This is a genomic window from Haliea salexigens DSM 19537 (assembly GCF_000423125.1).
In the GTDB taxonomy this organism is placed as follows: Bacteria; Pseudomonadota; Gammaproteobacteria; order Pseudomonadales; family Halieaceae; genus Haliea; species Haliea salexigens.
This window is the reverse complement of the sequence record NZ_AUHJ01000003.1, coordinates 188,325-206,233: the sequence shown is the minus strand read 5'-3', so window position 1 is coordinate 206,233 and position 17,909 is coordinate 188,325. Positions and strand designations below refer to the sequence as shown.

The following is a 17,909-nucleotide window of genomic DNA, read 5'->3' as shown; positions in this document are numbered from 1 at the left end:
GCGCCTACAGCGCTCGCGCAAGCAGTGCCGCGACCGCATTCTCCACCCGGAGAATGCGGTCGCCCAGTGTTATCTGACGACAACCCGCCATCAGTAACTTCTCCACTTCATAGGGAATGAAGCCGCCCTCGGGCCCGACAACGAGCACGGTGTTTTCCGTCAAAGCTGTGGGTGCGAGCGGTCCCGCGCCCGGATGGGCGAGCAAAGCGCACTGTCCTGCGATAAGTCCCGGAAGTACATCCTCGACAAACGGCTTGAAACGTCGCTGCAAATGCACCCCCGGCAATACGGTGTCGCGCGCCTGTTCCAGCCCCTGCAGCAGATACTCCTCGATCACATCCGGCGCCAGCACCGGGGTTTGCCAGTAGCTTTTCTCCACGCGGTAGCTGTTCAGCAGGTGAATCTCGCGTACGCCGAATTCCGCCGCACTGCGCAGAATACGCCGTAGCATTTTCGGTCGCGGCAAGGCTACCAGCAGTGTCACCGGGAGTTTGGTCGGTGCGGCGTGGTGTAGCTGTACCTGCAGCGTGGCGCTGTGCGCGTCAATGGCTGCAAGCTCCGCCGTGCCGATAAGTCCATCGATTTGCCCCACCTGCAGTTCGTCGCCGGGTTTGGCCTGCAGCACCTGTCGCAGGTGTTGCGCGCGGCGGCCGGTGACGCGCAGCTGCCCCTCGGGCGAGCACTCATGGGGCCTGAACAGCAGCAGGTTCACTGCAGTGCTAGCCGGCCCAGAGGTCGTAATCGTCGGCGGCAGTGACTTCGGCTTCCACGAAGTCCCCGGGCTGGAGATCGGTGACGCCGTCGAGGTAGACCTTGCCGTCAATTTCCGGGGCGTCCGCCGTGGAGCGGCCGATGGCGCCTTCGTCGTCCACTTCGTCGATGAGGATTTCGATCCTGCGTCCGATTTTGGCCTGCAACTTCGCCGCACTGATCTCCTGTTGCAGGGCCATAAAACGCTCCCAGCGCTCCTGTTTGACCGCCGCCGGTACCGGGTCCGGCAGATCGTTGGCGGGTGCCCCGGCGACCGGCGAGTACTGGAAACAGCCTACGCGGTCGAGCTGGGCCTCGCGCAGGAAGTCCAGCAGCACGTCGAAGTCGGCATCGGTTTCCCCCGGGAAGCCGACGATAAAGGTGCTGCGCAGGGTGATGTCCGGGCAGGTCTCGCGCCAGCGATGAATACGCTCCAGGGATTTTTCCGCGGCCGCCGGCCGCTTCATGCGCTTGAGCACACTGGGGCTGCCGTGTTGAAAGGGAATATCGAGATAGGGAAGAATCTTGCCATCCGCCATCAGCGGCAACACATGGTCAACATGCGGGTAGGGGTAGACGTAGTGCAGCCGTACCCAGATGCCGAACTCGGCGAGGCCTTCGCACAGCGACTGCATGCTGGTTTTCATTGGCCGGCCGTTCCAGAAGCCTGTGCGGTATTTCAGGTCGACGCCGTAGGCGCTGGTGTCCTGGGAAATGACCAGCAGTTCCCGCACTCCCGCCCGCGCTAGCCGCTCGGCTTCTTCCATCACCTCACCGATCGGGCGGCTCACCAGATCGCCGCGCATGTGCGGGATGATGCAGAAGCTGCAGCGGTGGTTACAGCCCTCCGATATTTTCAGGTAGGCGTAATGGCGCGGCGTCAGTTTTACGCCCTGTGGTGGCACCAGGTCGGTATAGGGGTCATGCACCGGCGTGTGCGGCACGTACTGGTGTACTGCACCGACCACCTCTTCATAGGCGGCAGGCCCGGTCACGCTGAGCACTTTCGGGTGCAACTGGCGGATGGCATCGGCATCGGCCCCTTTGCCCATACAGCCGGTCACGATCACCCGACCGTTCTCGCTCAAGGCCTCGCCAATGGCGTTCAGCGATTCCTGTTTGGCGCTGTCGATAAAACCGCAGGTATTGACCACCACGAGTTGTGCATCTTCGTAGGTGGGTACAATGTCGTAGCCATCCAGTTTGAGCTGGGTCAGGATGCGCTCCGAATCCACCAGGGCCTTGGGGCAGCCCAGGCTGACGAAACCAATGGTTTTCTTGTCGGTGTTGCTCATGCTGTTTCCTGTGGAGGACTCGCCTGCGGCGGTTTCACCACGCCGGCAGGGGGCGTTGTGTGCGCTGGCGGGAGGCGTTGCTCGTGGGCGCGATGATACCCGATAGGCTACCGTCGTGCAGAGTGAAAAACGTGGTAATGCTGCCCCGGCTGGGCGCCCCCGGCCAGGCGCCCCTAGCCGGGCGCCCCCTAAAACGCCTGGCTGGCGTGCGGGGCGAAACTGCGCACGCGCAGCTCCCGCTGCAGCTGCTGTTGTAGCAGGAGCCCGTCATCCCGGTTGAGAAACTCCCCCACGCGGATAGATTCGCCGGCACTTTGCAGGCTGAGTCCTGGCGCGTCCCAGGGGTGGCGCTCCGGCTGGATGCTCAAGCCGGTTTGTGCGCGGGGGAAAGTCCAGCTTTGCCGTGGCAGGTAAAAGCCCTTGTCGATGCGCACCGTGCTCGCGTCCAGGGTGATGACATGACGATACTGCAGTTTCCAGTTGACGTAATAGAGCGAGCCTCCCAGCGCTGCCAGCTCCAGTCCGGCGAAGGGCAGAATGACCCAGGCGCCCGCCAGCGCAAAGCCGATGCCAGCCCCCAGCGAGGGTATGGCGAGCGCCAGCAGCACCAGCTTGTTGGTGCGCCAGCTTGCGGACTGGTTGGGTTTGGCGACGATGGTGACGGTTTCACCGTCGCAGTTGCGAATGACCACGCGGCGGCCTCTGCAAAATTTGTCCCAGTCTAGTACAGTCGCGGCGCGCTGGCATGCATGTCGCTGTTTTGACCAGCGACAAAACGCCGCGTGTACGCTGGGCGCGGCCGGCCCTTGGCGCTACACTTGAAGCATGAGTTCGCCCTCGACAGCCAATCTGATCAATGCCCAGGCACTTGCCGCGGTAACGGATGCCGTGGTCGTCGACTGCCGTTTCGTGCTGGGTCAGCCCGCGGCGGGATACGAGGATTATTTGCGCGGGCACATTCCCGGTGCGCATTACCTGCACCTGGAAAGGGATCTCTCCGGCCCTGTGGGGCCGCACGGCGGGCGGCATCCACTGCCCGCCGCGCAGCAGCTGGTCGCAAAGCTGGCGTCACTGGGTATTGCACCGGGCACCCGGGTAGTGGCTTACGATGCCTCCCGCTTCGCCTTTGCCGCGCGTTTCTGGTGGTTGCTGCGCTCCCTGGGTTATCGCCCGCCCGAGTTGCTCGATGGCGGCTATGCCGCCTGGCTGGCTGCCGGCGGCACCAGCGAGCAGTGCGTGCCACAGCCCCAACCCTGCGCCGTGCCCACAGTGGAGGGCTATACAGGTGTAGTGGATATTGCCGGACTGGGGGCAATGCAGGCCGCCAGCTCGGTGCTGCTGGACTCGCGCGATCCGGCGCGGTTTGCGGGCCTGGAAGAACCACTTGATCCGGTGGCGGGGCATATTCCCGGCGCGCTGAATATGCCCTGGCAAGGGGTATCGGATGCCCGGGGATTTTTGCTGGATGACAGGCAACTGGCTCAGCACTTTGCGGCGCTGCCCGAAGGCGCGCCACGCGTGGTGTACTGCGGCAGCGGTGTCACCGCCTGCGTCAATCTCTTCGCACTGGCACGCACAGGAGATGAGCATGCACTGCTGTATGCCGGCAGCTGGTCGGATTGGTGCAGCTATCTACCGGCTGGTTAACGCCTCAGAAATCGGGCGGGCAGGCTTCCTGTAGCCAATCGCCGGTGGTGGGGTGCGTGAAGCCGAGCTCGCTCGCATGCAGCAACAGGCGCGGCGCCATGGCCAGGGCGGCTTCATGGGCATACATGTCGCAGCCGAGAATAGGGTGGCCGAGCTCCCGGCAGTGAATACGCAGCTGGTGTGAGCGGCCTGTCTGGGGCATGAGCTGCAGCCTTGTGCGGTCGGCTTCGCGCGCCACCACTTCAAACCAGGTAATGGCTTCGCGACCCGTATCGAAGCAGATCTTCTGCAGCGGCCGGCGCTCCCAGTCGCTGACGATGGGCAGGCTGATTTCGCCGCGGTCGCGTGCCACCACCCCCCACACCACCGCCTCGTAGCGCTTGTATACGAGCCTTTCCTGGAACTGGCGGCTCAGGTGTGCGTGGCAGGCGCGGTTCAGTGGAATCACCATGATGCCCGAGGTGTCCAGGTCAAGGCGATGCACCATACTGGCTTGTGGGTAGGTCTGCTGCAGTCGGCTGATCAGGCAGTCGCGGTTGAGGGGGTGGCGCCCCGGCACACTGAGCAGCAGGTGCGGCTTGCGCACCAGCAGCAAGTCATCATCGGCGTACAAAATGTGAATCGGTTCCTGGCTGTGCGGCACCAGGTAGGGTGGTAGCTCATCTTCACTGCTCACGCCGCTCAGGCGACCGTTTTGCCCAGCGCGCGCTGATAGGCGGCAATGGCGTTGGCGAGGCCCAGGCGCAGGGCATCGACCGTCAGGGCATGCCCAATCGAGACTTCGAGCAGGCCCGGCAGGCGGCTGAATGCCGGCAGGTTGTGCAGGTCCAGATCATGCCCGGCGTTCACCCCCAGCCCGGCTTCGGCCGCCGCTTCCGCAGCGCGGATGTAACGCTGCAGCACGGCGTCGATCTCCGTGCCGTTGGCAAAGGCCTGAGCGTAGCTTTCGGTATACAGTTCAACGCGATCGGCACCCAGCTCCGCGGCGAGACGCATTTGTGCCGGCTCCGGGTCCATGAAGAGGCTGGTGCGGATCCCCAGTGCCTTGAGCTCCGCTACCAGCGGCGCAATCCTGTCGCCGTCCTTGTGCAGGTCGAAACCGTGGTCGGAGGTGAGCTGGTTGTCCCCGTCCGGCACCAGCGTTGCCTGTGCGGGGCGGATCTCGCGCACCAGCGCCATAAAGCCGGGGTAATCGCTGACACCCGCGCGGTCACTCTTGCGCGGCCCGGTCATCGGGTTGCCCTCGATGTTGAATTCCACGCTGAGCATGGCAGCCAGGTCGTGGCAATCCTGCACCCTGATATGTCGCTGGTCGGGACGCGGGTGCACCGTGATGCCATCGGCCCCGGCGTCGATACAGAGCTGCGCGTGCAGCGGTATGTCGGGGTTGCGGGTATCGCGCGAGTTGCGAATCAGCGCAATTTTGTTCAGGTTGACGCTGAGTGCAGTCATTCGCCGCCCGCGCGCTGAACGCTCTCGATCAGGATGGGCTCCACGGGAACGTCCTGGTAGCCTCCCCACTGGCGCACGGGGCTGGACGCGATGTAGTCCACCACAGACATGCCTTCGATGACTTCCCCGAATACCGTATAACCCTCCTGGCCCGGCGACCAGTCCAGTCGCAGGTTGCTGCGCTGGTTGATGAAGAACTGTGCAGTCGCCGAGTCCGGGTCGCCCGTGCGCGCCATGGCCACGGTGCCGCGGACGTTGTGCAGACGGTTGCGCGATTCATTGACAATCGGCTCGCCGGTTGCTTTTTCGGTCATGTCGGGCAGGAACCCGCCACCCTGTACCATGAAATCGGGGATGACCCGGTGGAAGATCGTGCCCTCGTAGTGTCCGCTGTCCACGTAGCTGAGGAAGTTGGCAACGGTCACCGGCGACTTTTCCCGAAACAGGCGCAGGGTAATGTCGCCTTCGCTGGTCTTGATGGTCACGATGGGGTCATTGCCTGCCGCCTGTTGCGACCAGGCCGGGTTCATCGCCAGCATCAACACAGCCAGCAGACTGAGGGTATATTTCATCAGTGGAATTCTCCGTTGTGGTACTCAGGCCCAGCCATCATTGCGCCGGCGCTTTGGCCACAGGCGTGGCACGACCAGGGTGATCACCACCCCCAGCAGTACGGCCAGGGCGCCGTCGATAAATGCGCTGCTGCGCAGGTTTTCCTGCAGGCGCTGGTTCTCCGCGCCGAGCATGTCGGCCTGTGCGCGCAGGTTCTCCACATCTTCCACCAGGCGCCGGTTTTCGGCGTCCAATTCCAGTGAGCGTCCGGAAATCTGCTTCAATTGCGCCAGCTCTTCGGTCACCGCCTGCAGTGTGCCATCAGCGCTGTCGATGCTGGTCTCAAGCTCGCCGCGCACCTGTTTCAGCTGGTTCAATTCCTCTGTGAGCGCTGCATTCTGCTCCGCCAGTTGCTCCGCACGCGAGCGCGCCGAGTCCACCTGGTTTCTGGCCGGAACACTGGCCATCAGGTATTGCGAACGCACCCAGCCGGTGGTGCCGCCCTCGGTGGTGATTTCTGCCCAGGTACCGTCTTCCGACTCGCGACTCACCGTGAGCTGAGTGCCGGAGGGGATGCCGCGGTGAATGATACGGAACTCGTTGCCCGCACCACTGCGCACGGGAATGTACTGGGTGTCGCTGATGTAGCGGGTATCCTGTGCCTGCGCCGTGGCGCTGCAGAGGATGGCGAACAGGGAAACTATCAGAATGTGCTGCAAAACGCGGGTCCTTCTCTGCAGGCGATCAGTAGCTCGCCAGTTTACCACTGCATGCCGCTCAGGGCAGCACGCGCTTGTAGGGTTTGACGACAACCCGCCGGAACACGCCAGCGGCCACGTACGGGTCGCTGTCTGCCCAGTCTCTGGCTGCTTCCAGGCTGTCAAACTCGGCGATGATCAGGCTGCCGGTAAAGCCCGCGCTACCCGGGTCCTCAGTGTCCAGCGCCGGGTGGGGCCCTGCAGCCAGTAACCTGCCGTCATCGACCAGCTGCTGGATACGTTCCAGATGGGCGGGGCGGGCGGCCTGACGCAGCGACAGGCTGTTGTCGACGTCTTCACACATGATGGCGTAGAGCATGCAGCGTATTACTCCTGGTTCTCAGCGGGTTGGTCTTTCAGGTGGGGCGCCACCAGCCACGCCGTTAGCCCGGTGAGCAGTACGGTGAAAAGGATGGCGGAGTAGAGTTTGTAGCTTACCCAGGTGGCCTCACTGTAGCCGTAGGCAACCACAAGATTGAGGCCGCCGACCACCGTGAAATGCGCGACCCAGAGCAGGTTGAGCCGGGTCCACACCGGGTGCGGTAGCTGGATCTGGCTGCCCAGGGTGCGCTCCATGAGGTTCCGCTTGCCGATGAATTGCGAGGCGGCGAAGGCCAGCGCCAGGGCCCAGTTGAAAATGGTCGGCTTCCACATGATAAACAGTTCATTGTGCAGGAACAGGGTGGCGGCGCCGAATCCGCACACCGCGAGTCCCACCCAGAGCAGCCGTTTTTCCAGCTGGCGAGTGATCACCCAGGTGAGCAGTAGTTGTAGTACGGTCGCGGCCATCAACACCGCAGTGGCGGTGAATATGCCGTCGATGGTGTGGCTCCACCCGTACAGGGTGACAGTGTCGCCGTCCATCTGGTAGACGATGAAGAACAGCGCGATGGGGAGGAATTCCAGCAGTTGTCTCATGAAATCAGCCTGGCCTTGGCATGTTAGGATGGACGCTTCAGGCGGCAGGGCCACTGCGCTGCGCGCCAGCCGTTTCCGCGATTTTGGAGTGTAGAGTCTGTGTTGATCGACTTCCATACCCACACCACCGCTTCTGACGGCGCCCTGTCTCCCGTCGCATTGCTGGAGCGGGCGCGTGACAGGGGTATACGCCTGCTGGCGATAACCGATCACGATACGGTGGCGGGTTATCGAGCGGTGGCGGCAGAGTATAACGCCACTGCCGGCGAGATGCGCGTAGTACCGGGTGTGGAGTTGTCCTGCGTCTGGTCCGGTGTGACCGTGCACGTGGTGGGACTGGGCATGGACTGCGACCACCCCGTGTTGGCCGCGGGCCTGGCGCGGCTTGCGGCGGCACGCTCGGAAAGAGCCCGCGTTATTGCCGAGCGCCTGGCGAAGCTCGGTTTCCCCGGCGCGCTGCAAGGCGCTCTGGCAGAGGCGGGCGAAAGCCAGCTGGGGCGCCCGCATTTCGCGGCCTGGATGGTCACCCGCGGGCATGTAAGCAGCGTTGCCAAGGCATTCGACCGCTACCTCGGGCAGGGCAAGCCCGGGGACGTCAAGGCCTTCTGGCCCGAGCTTGCGGAGGTAACAGCATGGATCGTGGCGGCCGGGGGCGTGGCAGTGCTGGCGCATCCGCTCAAATACAAGTTGACGCGCAGCAAGCTGCGGCGGCTGGTGGCTGATTTCACGAGCGCTGGCGGCAACGCCGTGGAGATACTCAACGGTCGCCAGACCCCTGACCAGAGCCGCCAGTTACGCCAGCTTGCGCTGGAGACCGGGCTGGAAGTGTCCGCGGGCAGTGATTTCCACCAGGATGCGGCCTGGGGCGCCGAAGTCGGTGTAGAATTGCGCCATCTCGGTGGTTTGCGCGGCGTGTGGCAGCGCTGGCTGCCGCCCGATGGCTGCGCGGCAGGGGAGTTAATGTGAGCCAGTTTTTTCAGATCCACCCGGAAAACCCGCAGGCGCGATTGATTCGCCAGGCCGCGGACATCGTGCGCGGCGGCGGTGTGGTGGTCTATCCCACCGACTCCGCCTACGCGCTGGGTTGCCAGATTGGCGACAAGGCCGCACTGGATCGCATTCGGCGTATCCGGCGTCTCGACGACCGGCACAACTTCACTCTGGTCTGCCGCGATCTTTCTGACATCGCCAATTACGCCCGGGTCGATAACACCGTCTACAGGCTGCTCAAGGCCTGCACGCCGGGTGCCTATACTTTCATTCTGCGGGCCACCTCGGAAGTGCCGCGCCGCCTCATGCACCCCAAGCGCAAAACCGTGGGCCTGCGCATCCCGGACAACATCGTGGCCATGGCGCTGTTGGCCGACCTTGGCGAGCCCATGATGAGCGTGACACTGATCATGCCGGATGATGAATTGCCGCTGATCGACCCCTACGAGATCCGCGATGTACTCGAGCACGAGGTCGACCTGGTGATCGACGGCGGCTACTGCGGGTTGGAGCCCACCACTGTGGTGGATCTGGCGGACGAACTGCCCATCATTCTGCGGGCCGGCAAAGGCGATGTGACGCCTTTCGAAGTCTGATCGGGTATACTCCCGCTTTGACCCGGTACAGGATTTTTCGTGAACGAGACCACGCCAGCCGCTGCCGCCACTGACAGCCCCTCAAGCGCCCGGCCGCAGCAGGGGGAAATGCCCTTCGCCGTGGTGCTTGGCAAGGCGATGACCGAGCTGCCGAAGGACCTGTACATCCCGCCGCAGGCGCTGGAGGTATTCCTCGAGGCCTTCGAAGGGCCGTTGGATCTGCTGCTCTACCTGATCCGGCGCCAGAACCTCGATATCCTGGAAATCGACGTTTCCGAAATTACCGAGCAGTACATGCGCTATGTCGAACTCATGGACGCCATGCAGTTCGAACTCGCCGCCGAATATCTGCTGATGGCAGCCCTGCTGGCGGAAATCAAATCGCGCATGTTGCTGCCGCGAGCAGTGGACGTGGAGGACGACGAGGAAGACCCCCGCGCCCAGCTGATCCGCCGCTTGCAGGAGTACGAGCGCTTCAAGAAGGCCGCAGAGGACATCGAGGAGCTGCCCCGGCTGGAACGCGATACCTGGGTGGGCAGCGCCGAGCCGCCGGATCTCGACCGCGCCCGTCCCGACCCGGAAGTGGACATGCGCGAGTTGCTGCTGGCACTCAGCGAAGTGTTGCGGCGCGCCGACATGTTCGAAAGCCACCATATCCAGCGTGAGGCGCTGTCGACGCGTGAGCGCATGTCCGAGGTGCTGGAAAAGCTCTCGGGACGTCAGTTCGTGCCCTTTGTCTCGTTGTTTTCCGCCCGTGAGGGCCGGCTGGGTGTGGTTGTCACCTTTCTCGCCGTGATGGAGCTGATCAAGGAGGCGCTGGTGGAGATTGTGCAAACCGAGAATTTCGGCCCCATTCACGTCAAGGCGAGGTCCGAATAATGTCCGATTCGGCATCCATGCTGGTGCAGATCATCGAAGGGGCGCTACTGGCTGCCGGTCGCGCACTGACCGTGGCGCAGCTCGGTGAGCTGTTTGAAGAAGGTGAACGTCCCTCCGCGGCTGACATTCGCGAGGCGCTGGGCGTGGTGAGCGAGCGCTGTGAAGACCGCGGTTTCGAGCTCTGTGAGGTCGCCAGCGGTTTTCGCTTTCAGGTGCGGCAGTCGTTGAGCCCCTGGGTGGCTCGACTGTGGCAGGAGCGGCCCCAGAAATATTCGCGCGCGCTGCTGGAAACACTGGCGCTGATTGCCTACCGACAACCCATTACCCGCGGCGAAATCGAAGAGATTCGCGGTGTGGCAGTGAGTTCAAACATCATCAAGACCCTGCACGAGCGCGACTGGATTCGAGTCGTCGGTCATCGCGATGTGCCCGGTCGTCCCGCTATGTACGCCACGACGCGGCAATTCCTGGATTACTTCAACCTGAAAAACCTGGATCAGTTACCCGCACTGGCGGAAATTCGCGACCTTGAGACGCTGAACGCGGAACTCGGTTTCAATGAGCCGCTGGCGCCTGCCGCCAATGACGCCGCGCAGGTGGCCAATGGCCCCGATGCAGCGGCCGCATCGCCAGAGACCCTGCTGGACGGGGAGCCGTCAGCGGCCGAGGACGGCGGTCATGCAGGCGATTCCGCCGACTCCGTCGACCGTGATGAAGCGGCGGAAGAGCCCGGTGTGCCGGGGAGCGGACAATGAGCCGCCGTCGTCTTACGCCAGCCGATGACACAAGCACTCCCCCGGTTGCGGAAACCGTGAGTGGCGAAAAGCTGCAGAAGGTCCTGGCTCGCACCGGTCTCGGTTCGCGGCGTGAAATGGAGCGCTGGATCGAAGAGGGCCGCGTGGAAGTTGAAGGGCGCCGCGCCTCACTGGGCGACCGGGTGTCCGGGCGCGACCGCATCAGCATCGATGGCAAGCCACTCGAGGCGGCCCCCGCGGAGCAGACGCGTTGCATCATCTACCACAAGCCCACCGGTGAAGTGTGCAGCCGCAAGGACCCGCAGGGCCGGCGCACGGTGTTCGAGCGGCTGCCGAAGCTGAAATCCGGGCGCTGGATTTCCATTGGCCGCCTCGATTTCAACACCTCCGGCCTGTTGCTCTTTACCACAGATGGTGAGCTGGCCAATGCGCTGATGCACCCGTCTTCGAACATTGAACGGGAGTACATGGTGCGCGTGATGGGCGCCGTGGACGAGGAGATTCTCCAGCGGCTGCTCGATGGCGTCATGCTCGATGACGGCGCGGCGCGCTTCACGGATATTCAGGATGGCGGCGGCGATGGCATCAACCACTGGTATTACGTGGTGTTGATGGAAGGCCGCAACCGCGAGGTGCGACGCCTGTGGGAGTCCCAGGGCTTGACCGTGTCGCGCTTGAAGCGGGTGCGCTACGGCAACGTATTCATTCCGTCACGCGTCAAACAGGGCCAGTGGACCGAGCTGGAGACCAAGGAAGTCAAGGGTCTGTACGACCTGGCCCGCTTGCCGGTAAAACAGGTGAAGCGCTCCACGATCAAGGAAAAGGAAGTGATGGAGCGGCAGTTCGGCAAACGCAAGGCGCCCGCAGCGGCGGCCGGCCGCAGGCCGCCCCGGCGGCCGCACAAGAAGCGCTAGCGTTTCCAGCCGGCCTTCATCCCTGCGCGTTGAAGGCCTCGCCCGTTCTCCCTGCACTGTCGTCGCTCATCAGGTACAGATACAACGGCATGATGGCCTCGGGGGAGGGGTTGGTGGTCGGCGCCTCCGCCGGGTAGGCCGTGCGGCGCATGGCGGTATTGGTGGCGCCCGGGTTCAGGCTGTTTACCCTCACTCGTGACGTGTTCTCCAGTTCGTCCGCCAACACCTGCATAAACCCTTCCGTGGCAAACTTTGATACGGCGTAGGCGCCCCAGTAGGCGCGCCCGCGCCGTCCCACGCCGGATGATGTCATCACAATTGAAGCCTGCGGGGCCTGCTCCAGCAGCGGTAGCAGCGCCCGGGTCAGCAGGAACTGGGCGTTGACGTTCACCTGCATCACCTCGGCCCAGGCCGTCCAGGAAGCGTTCGCCACGGGGCGCCGTTCGCCCAGCACGCTGGCGTTGTGCAGCAGGCCGTCAAGGCGACCGAAGGTACTTTCAATGGCGCTTGCCAGGCTCGCGTAGTCGTCTTCTCCCGCGGTGGACAGGTCCAGCGGGAACAGCGCCGGTTGTGGGCCGCCGGCGCGCTCAATGGCGTCGTAGACCGCTTCCAGCTTCTCCTGTGTGCGCCCGAGCAGAATGACGGTAGCGCCGTGGCCGGCAAAGCATTCCGCCGCGGCACGCCCTATGCCGTCACCGGCACCGGTCACGAGCAGGGTCTTGCCCGCCAGCAGGTTTGGGGCAGGCGTGTAGTCGTCGGGTAGTCCTGGGCAATTCATGTGTGTTCCTCAAGCGGTTAAATGGGTGCCGAACAGCAGGAGGGCGAGGTCCCGGCTGTCCCTGACACTCGCATCGGCCCCCCACAGAGCGGGGTTGTCGTCCGCCTCGATATAGCCATAGAGCGCCGCCACGGTGTACATGCCGGCGCGCCGGCCCGCTTCGATATCACGCTGGTGATCGCCAATGTAAATGGCCTGCTCGGGCAGGCAGCCGAGCTCTGCGCAGTTGCGCAGCAGCGCCTCGGGGTGGGGCTTGCGTTCGCGCACATCGTCCGGACATACCAGGCTGCCGATAGTCGGCTGGATGGCCAGGCGCTCCATCAGCGGCGCGGCAAAGGCCCGCGGTTTGTTGGTGGATACACCCCAGGCGATGCCCCGCTCGGCGAGTGCGGCAAGCAGCGCGGGAATGCCGGGATAGGGCTGGGCGGTGCTGCCGAGGACCTCGCCATACAGGGTCAGCAGGCGCTGTCGCTGGGTTTCGAAATGTGGCTCCGTTTCCTGTGTGCCGAGGGCGAGGGTGACCAGCGCCCGCGCCCCGTTGGAGACACTGGCGGCGATGAGCGCGGCTTCCAGTGGCGGCAGCCCGTATTCAGCGCGCAGCGCCTGCACCACCACCACGAATTCGCTGGCCGTGTCGACCAGGGTGCCGTCCAGATCGAACAGCACCGCGCGCAGCCCTTCCAGCGGTGGTGGCCTCACAGGGAGGCCGGTTTGCTGGCCCGCAGCATGTAGTTGACCGAGACATCGCGCTCGTGGAGGCGGTACTGGCGGGTCAGTGGATTGTAGAGCAGCCCGGTCATGCCTTCGACACGCAGGCCCGCGGCGCGTACCCAGGCCGCGAGCTCGGAGGGCTTGATGAATTTGCTGTATTCATGCGTGCCCGCTGGCAGCAGTTTCAGCAGGTATTCCGCGCCGACAATGGCGAACGCAAATGCCTTCGGGTTGCGGTTGATGGTGGAAAAATAGAGGCTGCCGCCGGGCGTTGCGAGTTCGGCGCAGGCCGCGACCACGGCCGCCGGATCGGGCACGTGTTCCAGCATCTCCAGGCAGCAAACCACGTGGTAATGGGCGGGCTGCTCGACAGCCAGCTCCTCGGCGGTCGCCTGACGGTAATCGACGTCAACCCCGGACTCAAGCTGGTGAATGCGCGCAACGGCAAGCGGTGCTTCCCCCATATCGATGCCGGTGACGGTGGCGCCGCGTTGCGCCATGGATTCCGCCAGTATGCCGCCGCCGCAGCCGACATCAACCAGGCGCTGCCCGGCAACCGGCGAATGCTCGTCGATATAATTGGCGCGCAGCGGGTTGATATCGTGCAGGGGTTTGAACTCGCTGTTGCGGTCCCACCAGCGCGAGGCTAGCGCCTCGAATTTGGCGATTTCCTGAGGGTCTACATTGGCACGTGCGGTCATTGCTGTGTTCCCGTGATGCGTTGTTGCCAGTATTCGGTACGCGCTGTAATGGCGGCCAGGTCAATGCCCTGCAGCTCGCGCTCGCGCAGTCGCAGCTGCCCGCCGATCCAGCTGTGCGTGACCTGGCTGCCGTTGCAGGCGTACACGAGTTGTGAAACGGGGTTGTAGACTGGCTGGGTTTCGGGGCCGCTCAAATCCACGGCGATCAGGTCGGCGAGCTTGCCGGTCTCCAGGCTGCCGATCTGTTCATCCAGGCCCAGGGCCCGGGCGCCGCCCAGGGTGGCCATGTACAGCGCCTGGGTGGCCGACAGGGCGCTGGCATCGCTGCTGGTCAACTTGGCGAGCAGGGCGGCGCTGCGCATTTCTCCGAACAGGTTCAGGCCGTTGTTGCTGGCGGCGCTGTCGGTACCCAGCGCCACGTTGACCCCCGCGGCCAGCAACCGCGCGACCGGGCAGGCGCCGGAGGCCAGCTTCATGTTGGATTGCGGGCAGTGCACCACCTGTGCGCCGGTCTCCGCGAGCAGCGCAATATCCTGCTCCCCGAGGTCGGTCATGTGTACACATTGGGTTCTTGGCCCCAGCAGTCCCAGCCGGTGCAGGCTGTCCAGCGGGCGTTCGCCGTGTGCCTCCACAGCCTGCAGTACTTCACCGCGTGTCTCGTGCAGGTGGATCTGGATGCTGGCGTCCAGCTCCGCTGCCAGCATGGCGACCTTGGCGAGATTTGGGTGACTTACGGTATAGGGGGCATGCGGCCCAAAACCCACACTGATCAGATGGCTGTGTTTGACCGCATCGCGCAGGGCCAGACCCTTGCTGATGTAGTCGTCTGCATCGCGCGCCCAGGCCGTGGGGAAGTCCAGCACGGGAAAGCTGATCTGGCAGCGCATGCCCATGCGCTGCGCAACGCGTGCGCAGGCGTCCGGGTAGAAGTACATATCCGAAAATGTGGTGGTGCCGGCGCGCAGCATCTCGGTAATGGCCAGAGCAACCCCATCGGCGACAAACTCATCGCTCACATGCCGGCCCTCGGCGGGCCAGATATGCTGCTCCAGCCAGGGCATGAGTGACAGGTCGTCGGCATAGCCGCGCAGCAGGCTCATGGCGGCGTGCCCGTGCGCGTTGATCAGCCCCGGCAGCAGGGCGTGGTCGGGCAGCTCGAACACCTCAGCAGCCTGCAGCTTTGCGCTCTCGGCACGAGGCATCACAGCGACGATCTGTTCGCCGCGAATGGCCAGGCTGTGGTTGCGGAGTATCTGCCCGGCGGGTGCCACGGGGATAATCCAGCCGGGATGTAGCAGGGTGTCGACTGTCTCGGCGGGCGTGTTCATGAGGCCTCGATCGGGGACTTCTGGTCCGGGGTTGGCGGATCCAACCCCGTGGGGTTGCATCGTCGCTTGCATTCGTCCGCCAGTATAACCGGAAATCGCCAATTGCCGCCCAAACGGCCGCTATAATCCGCAAAAACATGGCGGCAATCCGGCTTCTCCCGTATAATTCGGGGTTTGTGTCGCGCGTCTGTCGAGGCCCCTTGCCGGGGCTGTCAGCGCGGCCTGAGTTCGTCCCGGTGCCGTGCCGTGGCGGCTCCCCGCAGTCATACAAGGAAGCTTCAGTACATGGGTGAATTAGCCAAGGAAATTCTTCCCGTCAACATCGAGGACGAGCTCAAGCAGTCGTACCTCGACTACGCGATGAGCGTGATTGTCGGGCGGGCCCTGCCCGATGTTCGCGATGGCCTGAAACCGGTTCACCGGCGGGTGCTGTTCGCCATGAACGAGCTCAACAACGACTGGAACAAGGGTTACAAGAAGTCCGCCCGTGTGGTCGGTGACGTGATCGGTAAGTACCACCCGCACGGTGATTCGGCGGTTTATGACACCATTGTGCGCATGGCCCAGCCGTTCTCCATGCGTTACATGCTGGTCGATGGACAGGGCAACTTCGGCTCGGTGGATGGCGACTCCGCTGCCGCCATGCGCTACACCGAAATCCGCATGCGCAAGATCTCCCATGCCATGCTGGCTGATCTGGACAAGGAAACCGTCGATTTCGTCGACAACTACGACGGCACCGAACGCATCCCGGTTGTGTTGCCCACCAAGGTCCCCACGCTGCTCATCAATGGTTCCTCGGGTATTGCCGTGGGCATGGCCACCAATATCCCGCCGCACAACCTGCGTGAAGTGGTGGGCGGCTGCCTGGCGCTGATGGCCAATCCGGACATTACCGTGGATGAATTGATGGAGTTCATCCCCGGGCCGGATTTCCCCACCGGCGGCATCATCAATGGCCGTGCCGGCATTATTCAGGCCTACCGTACGGGTCGCGGGCGCATTTACGTGCGCGCCAAAGCGGAGGTGATTCACGAGGAGAAAAAGGGTCGGGATGTCATTGTCATCCACGAAATCCCCTACCAGTTGAACAAGGCACGCCTCATTGAGCGCATTGCGGAGCTGGTAAAAGAGAAGAAGATTGAGGGCATTTCCGAGCTGCGCGACGAGTCCGACAAGGACGGCCTGCGCGTGGTTATCGAGCTGCGTCGCGGCGAAATCGGCGATGTGGTGCTGAACAACCTGTACGCGCAAACCCAGCTGCAATCGGTGTTTGGCATCAACATGGTGGCGCTTGTAGATGGCCAGCCACGGGTGCTCAACCTGAAGCAGATCATCGAGGCCTTCATTCGGCACCGGCGTGAAGTGGTCACCCGGCGCACGGTGTACCTGCTGCGCAAGGCCCGCGAGCGCGGTCACACACTGGAAGGTCTCGCTGTAGCGCTGGCCAACATTGACGCGGTCATCGAGTTGATCAAGGCATCGCCGAGCTCCGCCGAGGCGCGCGAGAAACTGATCGCCCAGGCCTGGGCGCCCGGCGACGTGCTGGCGATGCTGGAGCGCGCCGGCGAGGACGCCTGCCGCCCGGACGAGCTGGAGCCGCAGTACGGCCTGGTTGACGGCCAGTACCACCTGTCGCCGGTGCAGGCCCAAGCCATTCTCGACCTCCGCCTGCACCGCCTGACCGGGCTGGAGCATGAAAAGCTGCTCAACGAATACGACGAAAAACTGCGGGAAATCGCCGACTACCTGGACATTCTCGCCGACCCGGACCGCCTGAAGCTGGTGATTCGCGAAGAGCTGGAGGAAATTGTTACCGAATTCGGCGACGACCGGGTGACCGAAATCAGCGCCTCACAGCATGATTTGACGGTGGAAGATCTCATCACCGAGGAGGATCGGGTAGTCACCATTTCCCACCTCGGCTACGCCAAGACCCAGCCACTCTCGGACTACCAGGCCCAGCGTCGTGGCGGTACCGGGCGCACCGCGACCTCGGTCAAGGATGAAGACTTTGTCGAGCATCTGGTGATTGCCAGCACCCACGCCACGATTCTCTGTTTTACCGATCTGGGCAAGGTCTACTGGCTCAAGGTGTACCAGATTCCGCTGGCCACGCGTAACTCCCGCGGCCGGCCGATGGTCAACCTGTTGCCACTGGAAGCCGGGGAGCGTGTTACCTCGATTCTGCAGGTGAATGAATATACCGAAGGCTGGTTCATCTTCATGGCCACGGCCAACGGCACGGTAAAGAAAACCGCGCTGACGGATTTCGCGCGCCAGCGCAGCGTGGGTTTGCGTGCCCTGGCACTGGATGAGGGTGATGTGCTGGTGGGCACCGCGCTGACCGATGGCAGCTGTGATGTCATGTTGTTCAGCAGCGGCGGCAAGACCGTGCGTTTCCGCGAGGATGATGTGCGCGCCATGGGCCGCACGGCGCGCGGTGTGCGCGGTATTCGTCTGGGCGAAGGTCAGCGCCTGATTTCGCTGATCGTGCCGCAGGCGGGCGGGCGCATCCTCACCGTGACCGAAAATGGCTACGGCAAGCGCACTGAGGCCGGCGAATTCCCCACCAAGGGCCGCGGCAACAAGGGCGTGATTGCCATGTCCACCAGCGAACGCAACGGTGCCCTGGTGGGCGCCACCCAGGTGTTCGAGGGCGATGAGCTGATGTTGATTTCCAACCAGGGCACCCTGGTGCGCACACGAGCCGATGAAGTGTCATTGTTGGGGCGCAATACGCAGGGCGTGCGGGTGATTCGCACCCGCGCCGACGAACATCTGGTCAGCGTGGAACGGGTAGCCGAGCCAGAGCTGGATGCTGCAGAGGATTCCGGGGAAGACGGCGAGTAACCGCGCCTTCCCCTCACTTCAAGGAAATGACT

20 protein-coding genes are annotated in these 17,909 nt (G+C 63.6%); 7 read left to right on the top strand and 13 right to left on the bottom strand.

Going from position 1 to position 17,909, the window contains the following annotated elements; all coding sequences use genetic code 11:
- Nucleotides 1-4 precede the first annotated feature (4 nt).
- The 3 genes from G533_RS0105200 to G533_RS0105190 form a co-directional block, all read right to left on the bottom strand.
- Nucleotides 5-712, bottom strand: a complete 708-nt coding sequence (locus tag G533_RS0105200; protein WP_027949051.1) for a 16S rRNA (uracil(1498)-N(3))-methyltransferase — start codon at nt 710-712, stop codon at nt 5-7.
- Nucleotides 713-719: 7 nt separating this feature from the next.
- Nucleotides 720-2,045: a 30S ribosomal protein S12 methylthiotransferase RimO gene (gene rimO / locus G533_RS0105195; RefSeq protein WP_027949050.1), complete on the bottom strand. Its 1,326-nt coding sequence runs from the start codon at nt 2,043-2,045 to the stop codon at nt 720-722.
- A 188-nt stretch (nt 2,046-2,233) separates the two neighbouring features.
- Nucleotides 2,234-2,737: a DUF2244 domain-containing protein gene (locus G533_RS0105190; RefSeq protein WP_027949049.1), complete on the bottom strand. Its 504-nt coding sequence runs from the start codon at nt 2,735-2,737 to the stop codon at nt 2,234-2,236.
- A gap of 133 nt (nt 2,738-2,870) precedes the next feature.
- Between G533_RS0105190 and G533_RS0105185 the strand changes: the two genes are divergently transcribed.
- Nucleotides 2,871-3,692, top strand: a complete 822-nt coding sequence (locus G533_RS0105185) for a sulfurtransferase (protein ID WP_027949048.1) — start codon at nt 2,871-2,873, stop codon at nt 3,690-3,692.
- A 4-nt stretch (nt 3,693-3,696) separates the two neighbouring features.
- Here the strand turns inward: G533_RS0105185 and G533_RS0105180 are convergent, their stop codons facing one another.
- Genes G533_RS0105180 through G533_RS0105155 form a run of 6 tightly spaced genes read right to left on the bottom strand, consistent with a single transcriptional unit; the run spans nt 3,697 to nt 7,372 of the window.
- On the bottom strand, nt 3,697-4,368 hold the full coding sequence (locus tag G533_RS0105180; protein ID WP_240472377.1) for a pseudouridine synthase: 672 nt from the start codon (nt 4,366-4,368) through the stop codon (nt 3,697-3,699).
- Nucleotides 4,369-4,373: 5 nt separating this feature from the next.
- Nucleotides 4,374-5,144, bottom strand: coding sequence for a pyridoxine 5'-phosphate synthase (locus tag G533_RS0105175; protein ID WP_027949046.1), 771 nt, complete (start codon nt 5,142-5,144; stop codon nt 4,374-4,376).
- Nucleotides 5,141-5,716 (bottom strand): peptidylprolyl isomerase, encoded by a 576-nt coding sequence (locus G533_RS0105170; RefSeq protein ID WP_144079794.1) that lies wholly within the window; start codon nt 5,714-5,716, stop codon nt 5,141-5,143. Before G533_RS0105170 ends, G533_RS0105175 begins: the two co-directional genes overlap by 4 nt.
- Nucleotides 5,717-5,740: 24 nt before the next feature.
- Nucleotides 5,741-6,415, bottom strand: a complete 675-nt coding sequence (locus G533_RS0105165) for a TIGR04211 family SH3 domain-containing protein (protein WP_051229990.1) — start codon at nt 6,413-6,415, stop codon at nt 5,741-5,743.
- 58 nt (nt 6,416-6,473) lie between these two features.
- Nucleotides 6,474-6,773 carry a YciI family protein gene (locus G533_RS0105160; RefSeq protein WP_027949043.1) on the bottom strand — a complete coding sequence of 100 codons (300 nt, stop codon included), beginning with the start codon at nt 6,771-6,773 and terminating at the stop codon, nt 6,474-6,476.
- An 8-nt stretch (nt 6,774-6,781) separates the two neighbouring features.
- On the bottom strand, nt 6,782-7,372 hold the full coding sequence (locus G533_RS0105155) for an inner membrane-spanning protein YciB (RefSeq protein WP_027949042.1): 591 nt from the start codon (nt 7,370-7,372) through the stop codon (nt 6,782-6,784).
- A gap of 99 nt (nt 7,373-7,471) precedes the next feature.
- Between G533_RS0105155 and G533_RS0105150 the strand changes: the two genes are divergently transcribed.
- From G533_RS0105150 to rluB, 5 genes are read left to right on the top strand one after another with little or no spacing between them, the layout of a single operon-like run.
- Complete coding sequence (locus G533_RS0105150; RefSeq protein ID WP_051229989.1) at nt 7,472-8,338, top strand: PHP domain-containing protein; 867 nt, start codon at nt 7,472-7,474, stop codon at nt 8,336-8,338.
- Nucleotides 8,335-8,958, top strand: coding sequence for an L-threonylcarbamoyladenylate synthase (locus G533_RS0105145; RefSeq protein ID WP_027949040.1), 624 nt, complete (start codon nt 8,335-8,337; stop codon nt 8,956-8,958). The genes G533_RS0105150 and G533_RS0105145 overlap by 4 nt, the downstream gene beginning before the upstream one ends.
- 39 nt (nt 8,959-8,997) lie before the next feature.
- Nucleotides 8,998-9,837, top strand: coding sequence for a segregation and condensation protein A (locus G533_RS0105140; RefSeq protein ID WP_051229988.1), 840 nt, complete (start codon nt 8,998-9,000; stop codon nt 9,835-9,837).
- Nucleotides 9,837-10,592, top strand: a complete 756-nt coding sequence (scpB, locus tag G533_RS20615) for an SMC-Scp complex subunit ScpB (protein ID WP_051229987.1) — start codon at nt 9,837-9,839, stop codon at nt 10,590-10,592. The genes G533_RS0105140 and scpB overlap by 1 nt, the downstream gene beginning before the upstream one ends.
- Nucleotides 10,589-11,506 carry a 23S rRNA pseudouridine(2605) synthase RluB gene (rluB, locus tag G533_RS20610; RefSeq protein ID WP_051229986.1) on the top strand — a complete coding sequence of 306 codons (918 nt, stop codon included), beginning with the start codon at nt 10,589-10,591 and terminating at the stop codon, nt 11,504-11,506. Before scpB ends, rluB begins: the two co-directional genes overlap by 4 nt.
- A 16-nt stretch (nt 11,507-11,522) precedes the next feature.
- On the opposite strand, the gene G533_RS0105125 is transcribed toward rluB, so the two are convergent.
- The 4 genes from G533_RS0105125 to G533_RS0105110 are packed head-to-tail and all read right to left on the bottom strand — an operon-like array spanning nt 11,523 to nt 15,024.
- The gene (locus G533_RS0105125) at nt 11,523-12,284 is read right to left on the bottom strand and encodes a YciK family oxidoreductase (protein ID WP_027949038.1); all 762 of its coding nucleotides are present in this window, start codon (nt 12,282-12,284) and stop codon (nt 11,523-11,525) included.
- Nucleotides 12,285-12,293: 9 nt separating this feature from the next.
- On the bottom strand, nt 12,294-12,983 hold the full coding sequence (locus tag G533_RS0105120; RefSeq protein ID WP_240472376.1) for an HAD family hydrolase: 690 nt from the start codon (nt 12,981-12,983) through the stop codon (nt 12,294-12,296).
- Complete coding sequence (gene ubiG / locus G533_RS0105115; protein ID WP_027949036.1) at nt 12,980-13,696, bottom strand: bifunctional 2-polyprenyl-6-hydroxyphenol methylase/3-demethylubiquinol 3-O-methyltransferase UbiG; 717 nt, start codon at nt 13,694-13,696, stop codon at nt 12,980-12,982. The genes G533_RS0105120 and ubiG overlap by 4 nt, the downstream gene beginning before the upstream one ends.
- The gene (locus G533_RS0105110) at nt 13,693-15,024 is read right to left on the bottom strand and encodes a TRZ/ATZ family hydrolase (protein WP_027949035.1); all 1,332 of its coding nucleotides are present in this window, start codon (nt 15,022-15,024) and stop codon (nt 13,693-13,695) included. Before G533_RS0105110 ends, ubiG begins: the two co-directional genes overlap by 4 nt.
- 285 nt (nt 15,025-15,309) lie before the next feature.
- On the opposite strand from G533_RS0105110, the gene gyrA reads away from it, so the two are divergent.
- Nucleotides 15,310-17,877: a DNA gyrase subunit A gene (gene gyrA / locus G533_RS20605; protein WP_035526526.1), complete on the top strand. Its 2,568-nt coding sequence runs from the start codon at nt 15,310-15,312 to the stop codon at nt 17,875-17,877.
- Nucleotides 17,878-17,909 lie beyond the last annotated feature (32 nt).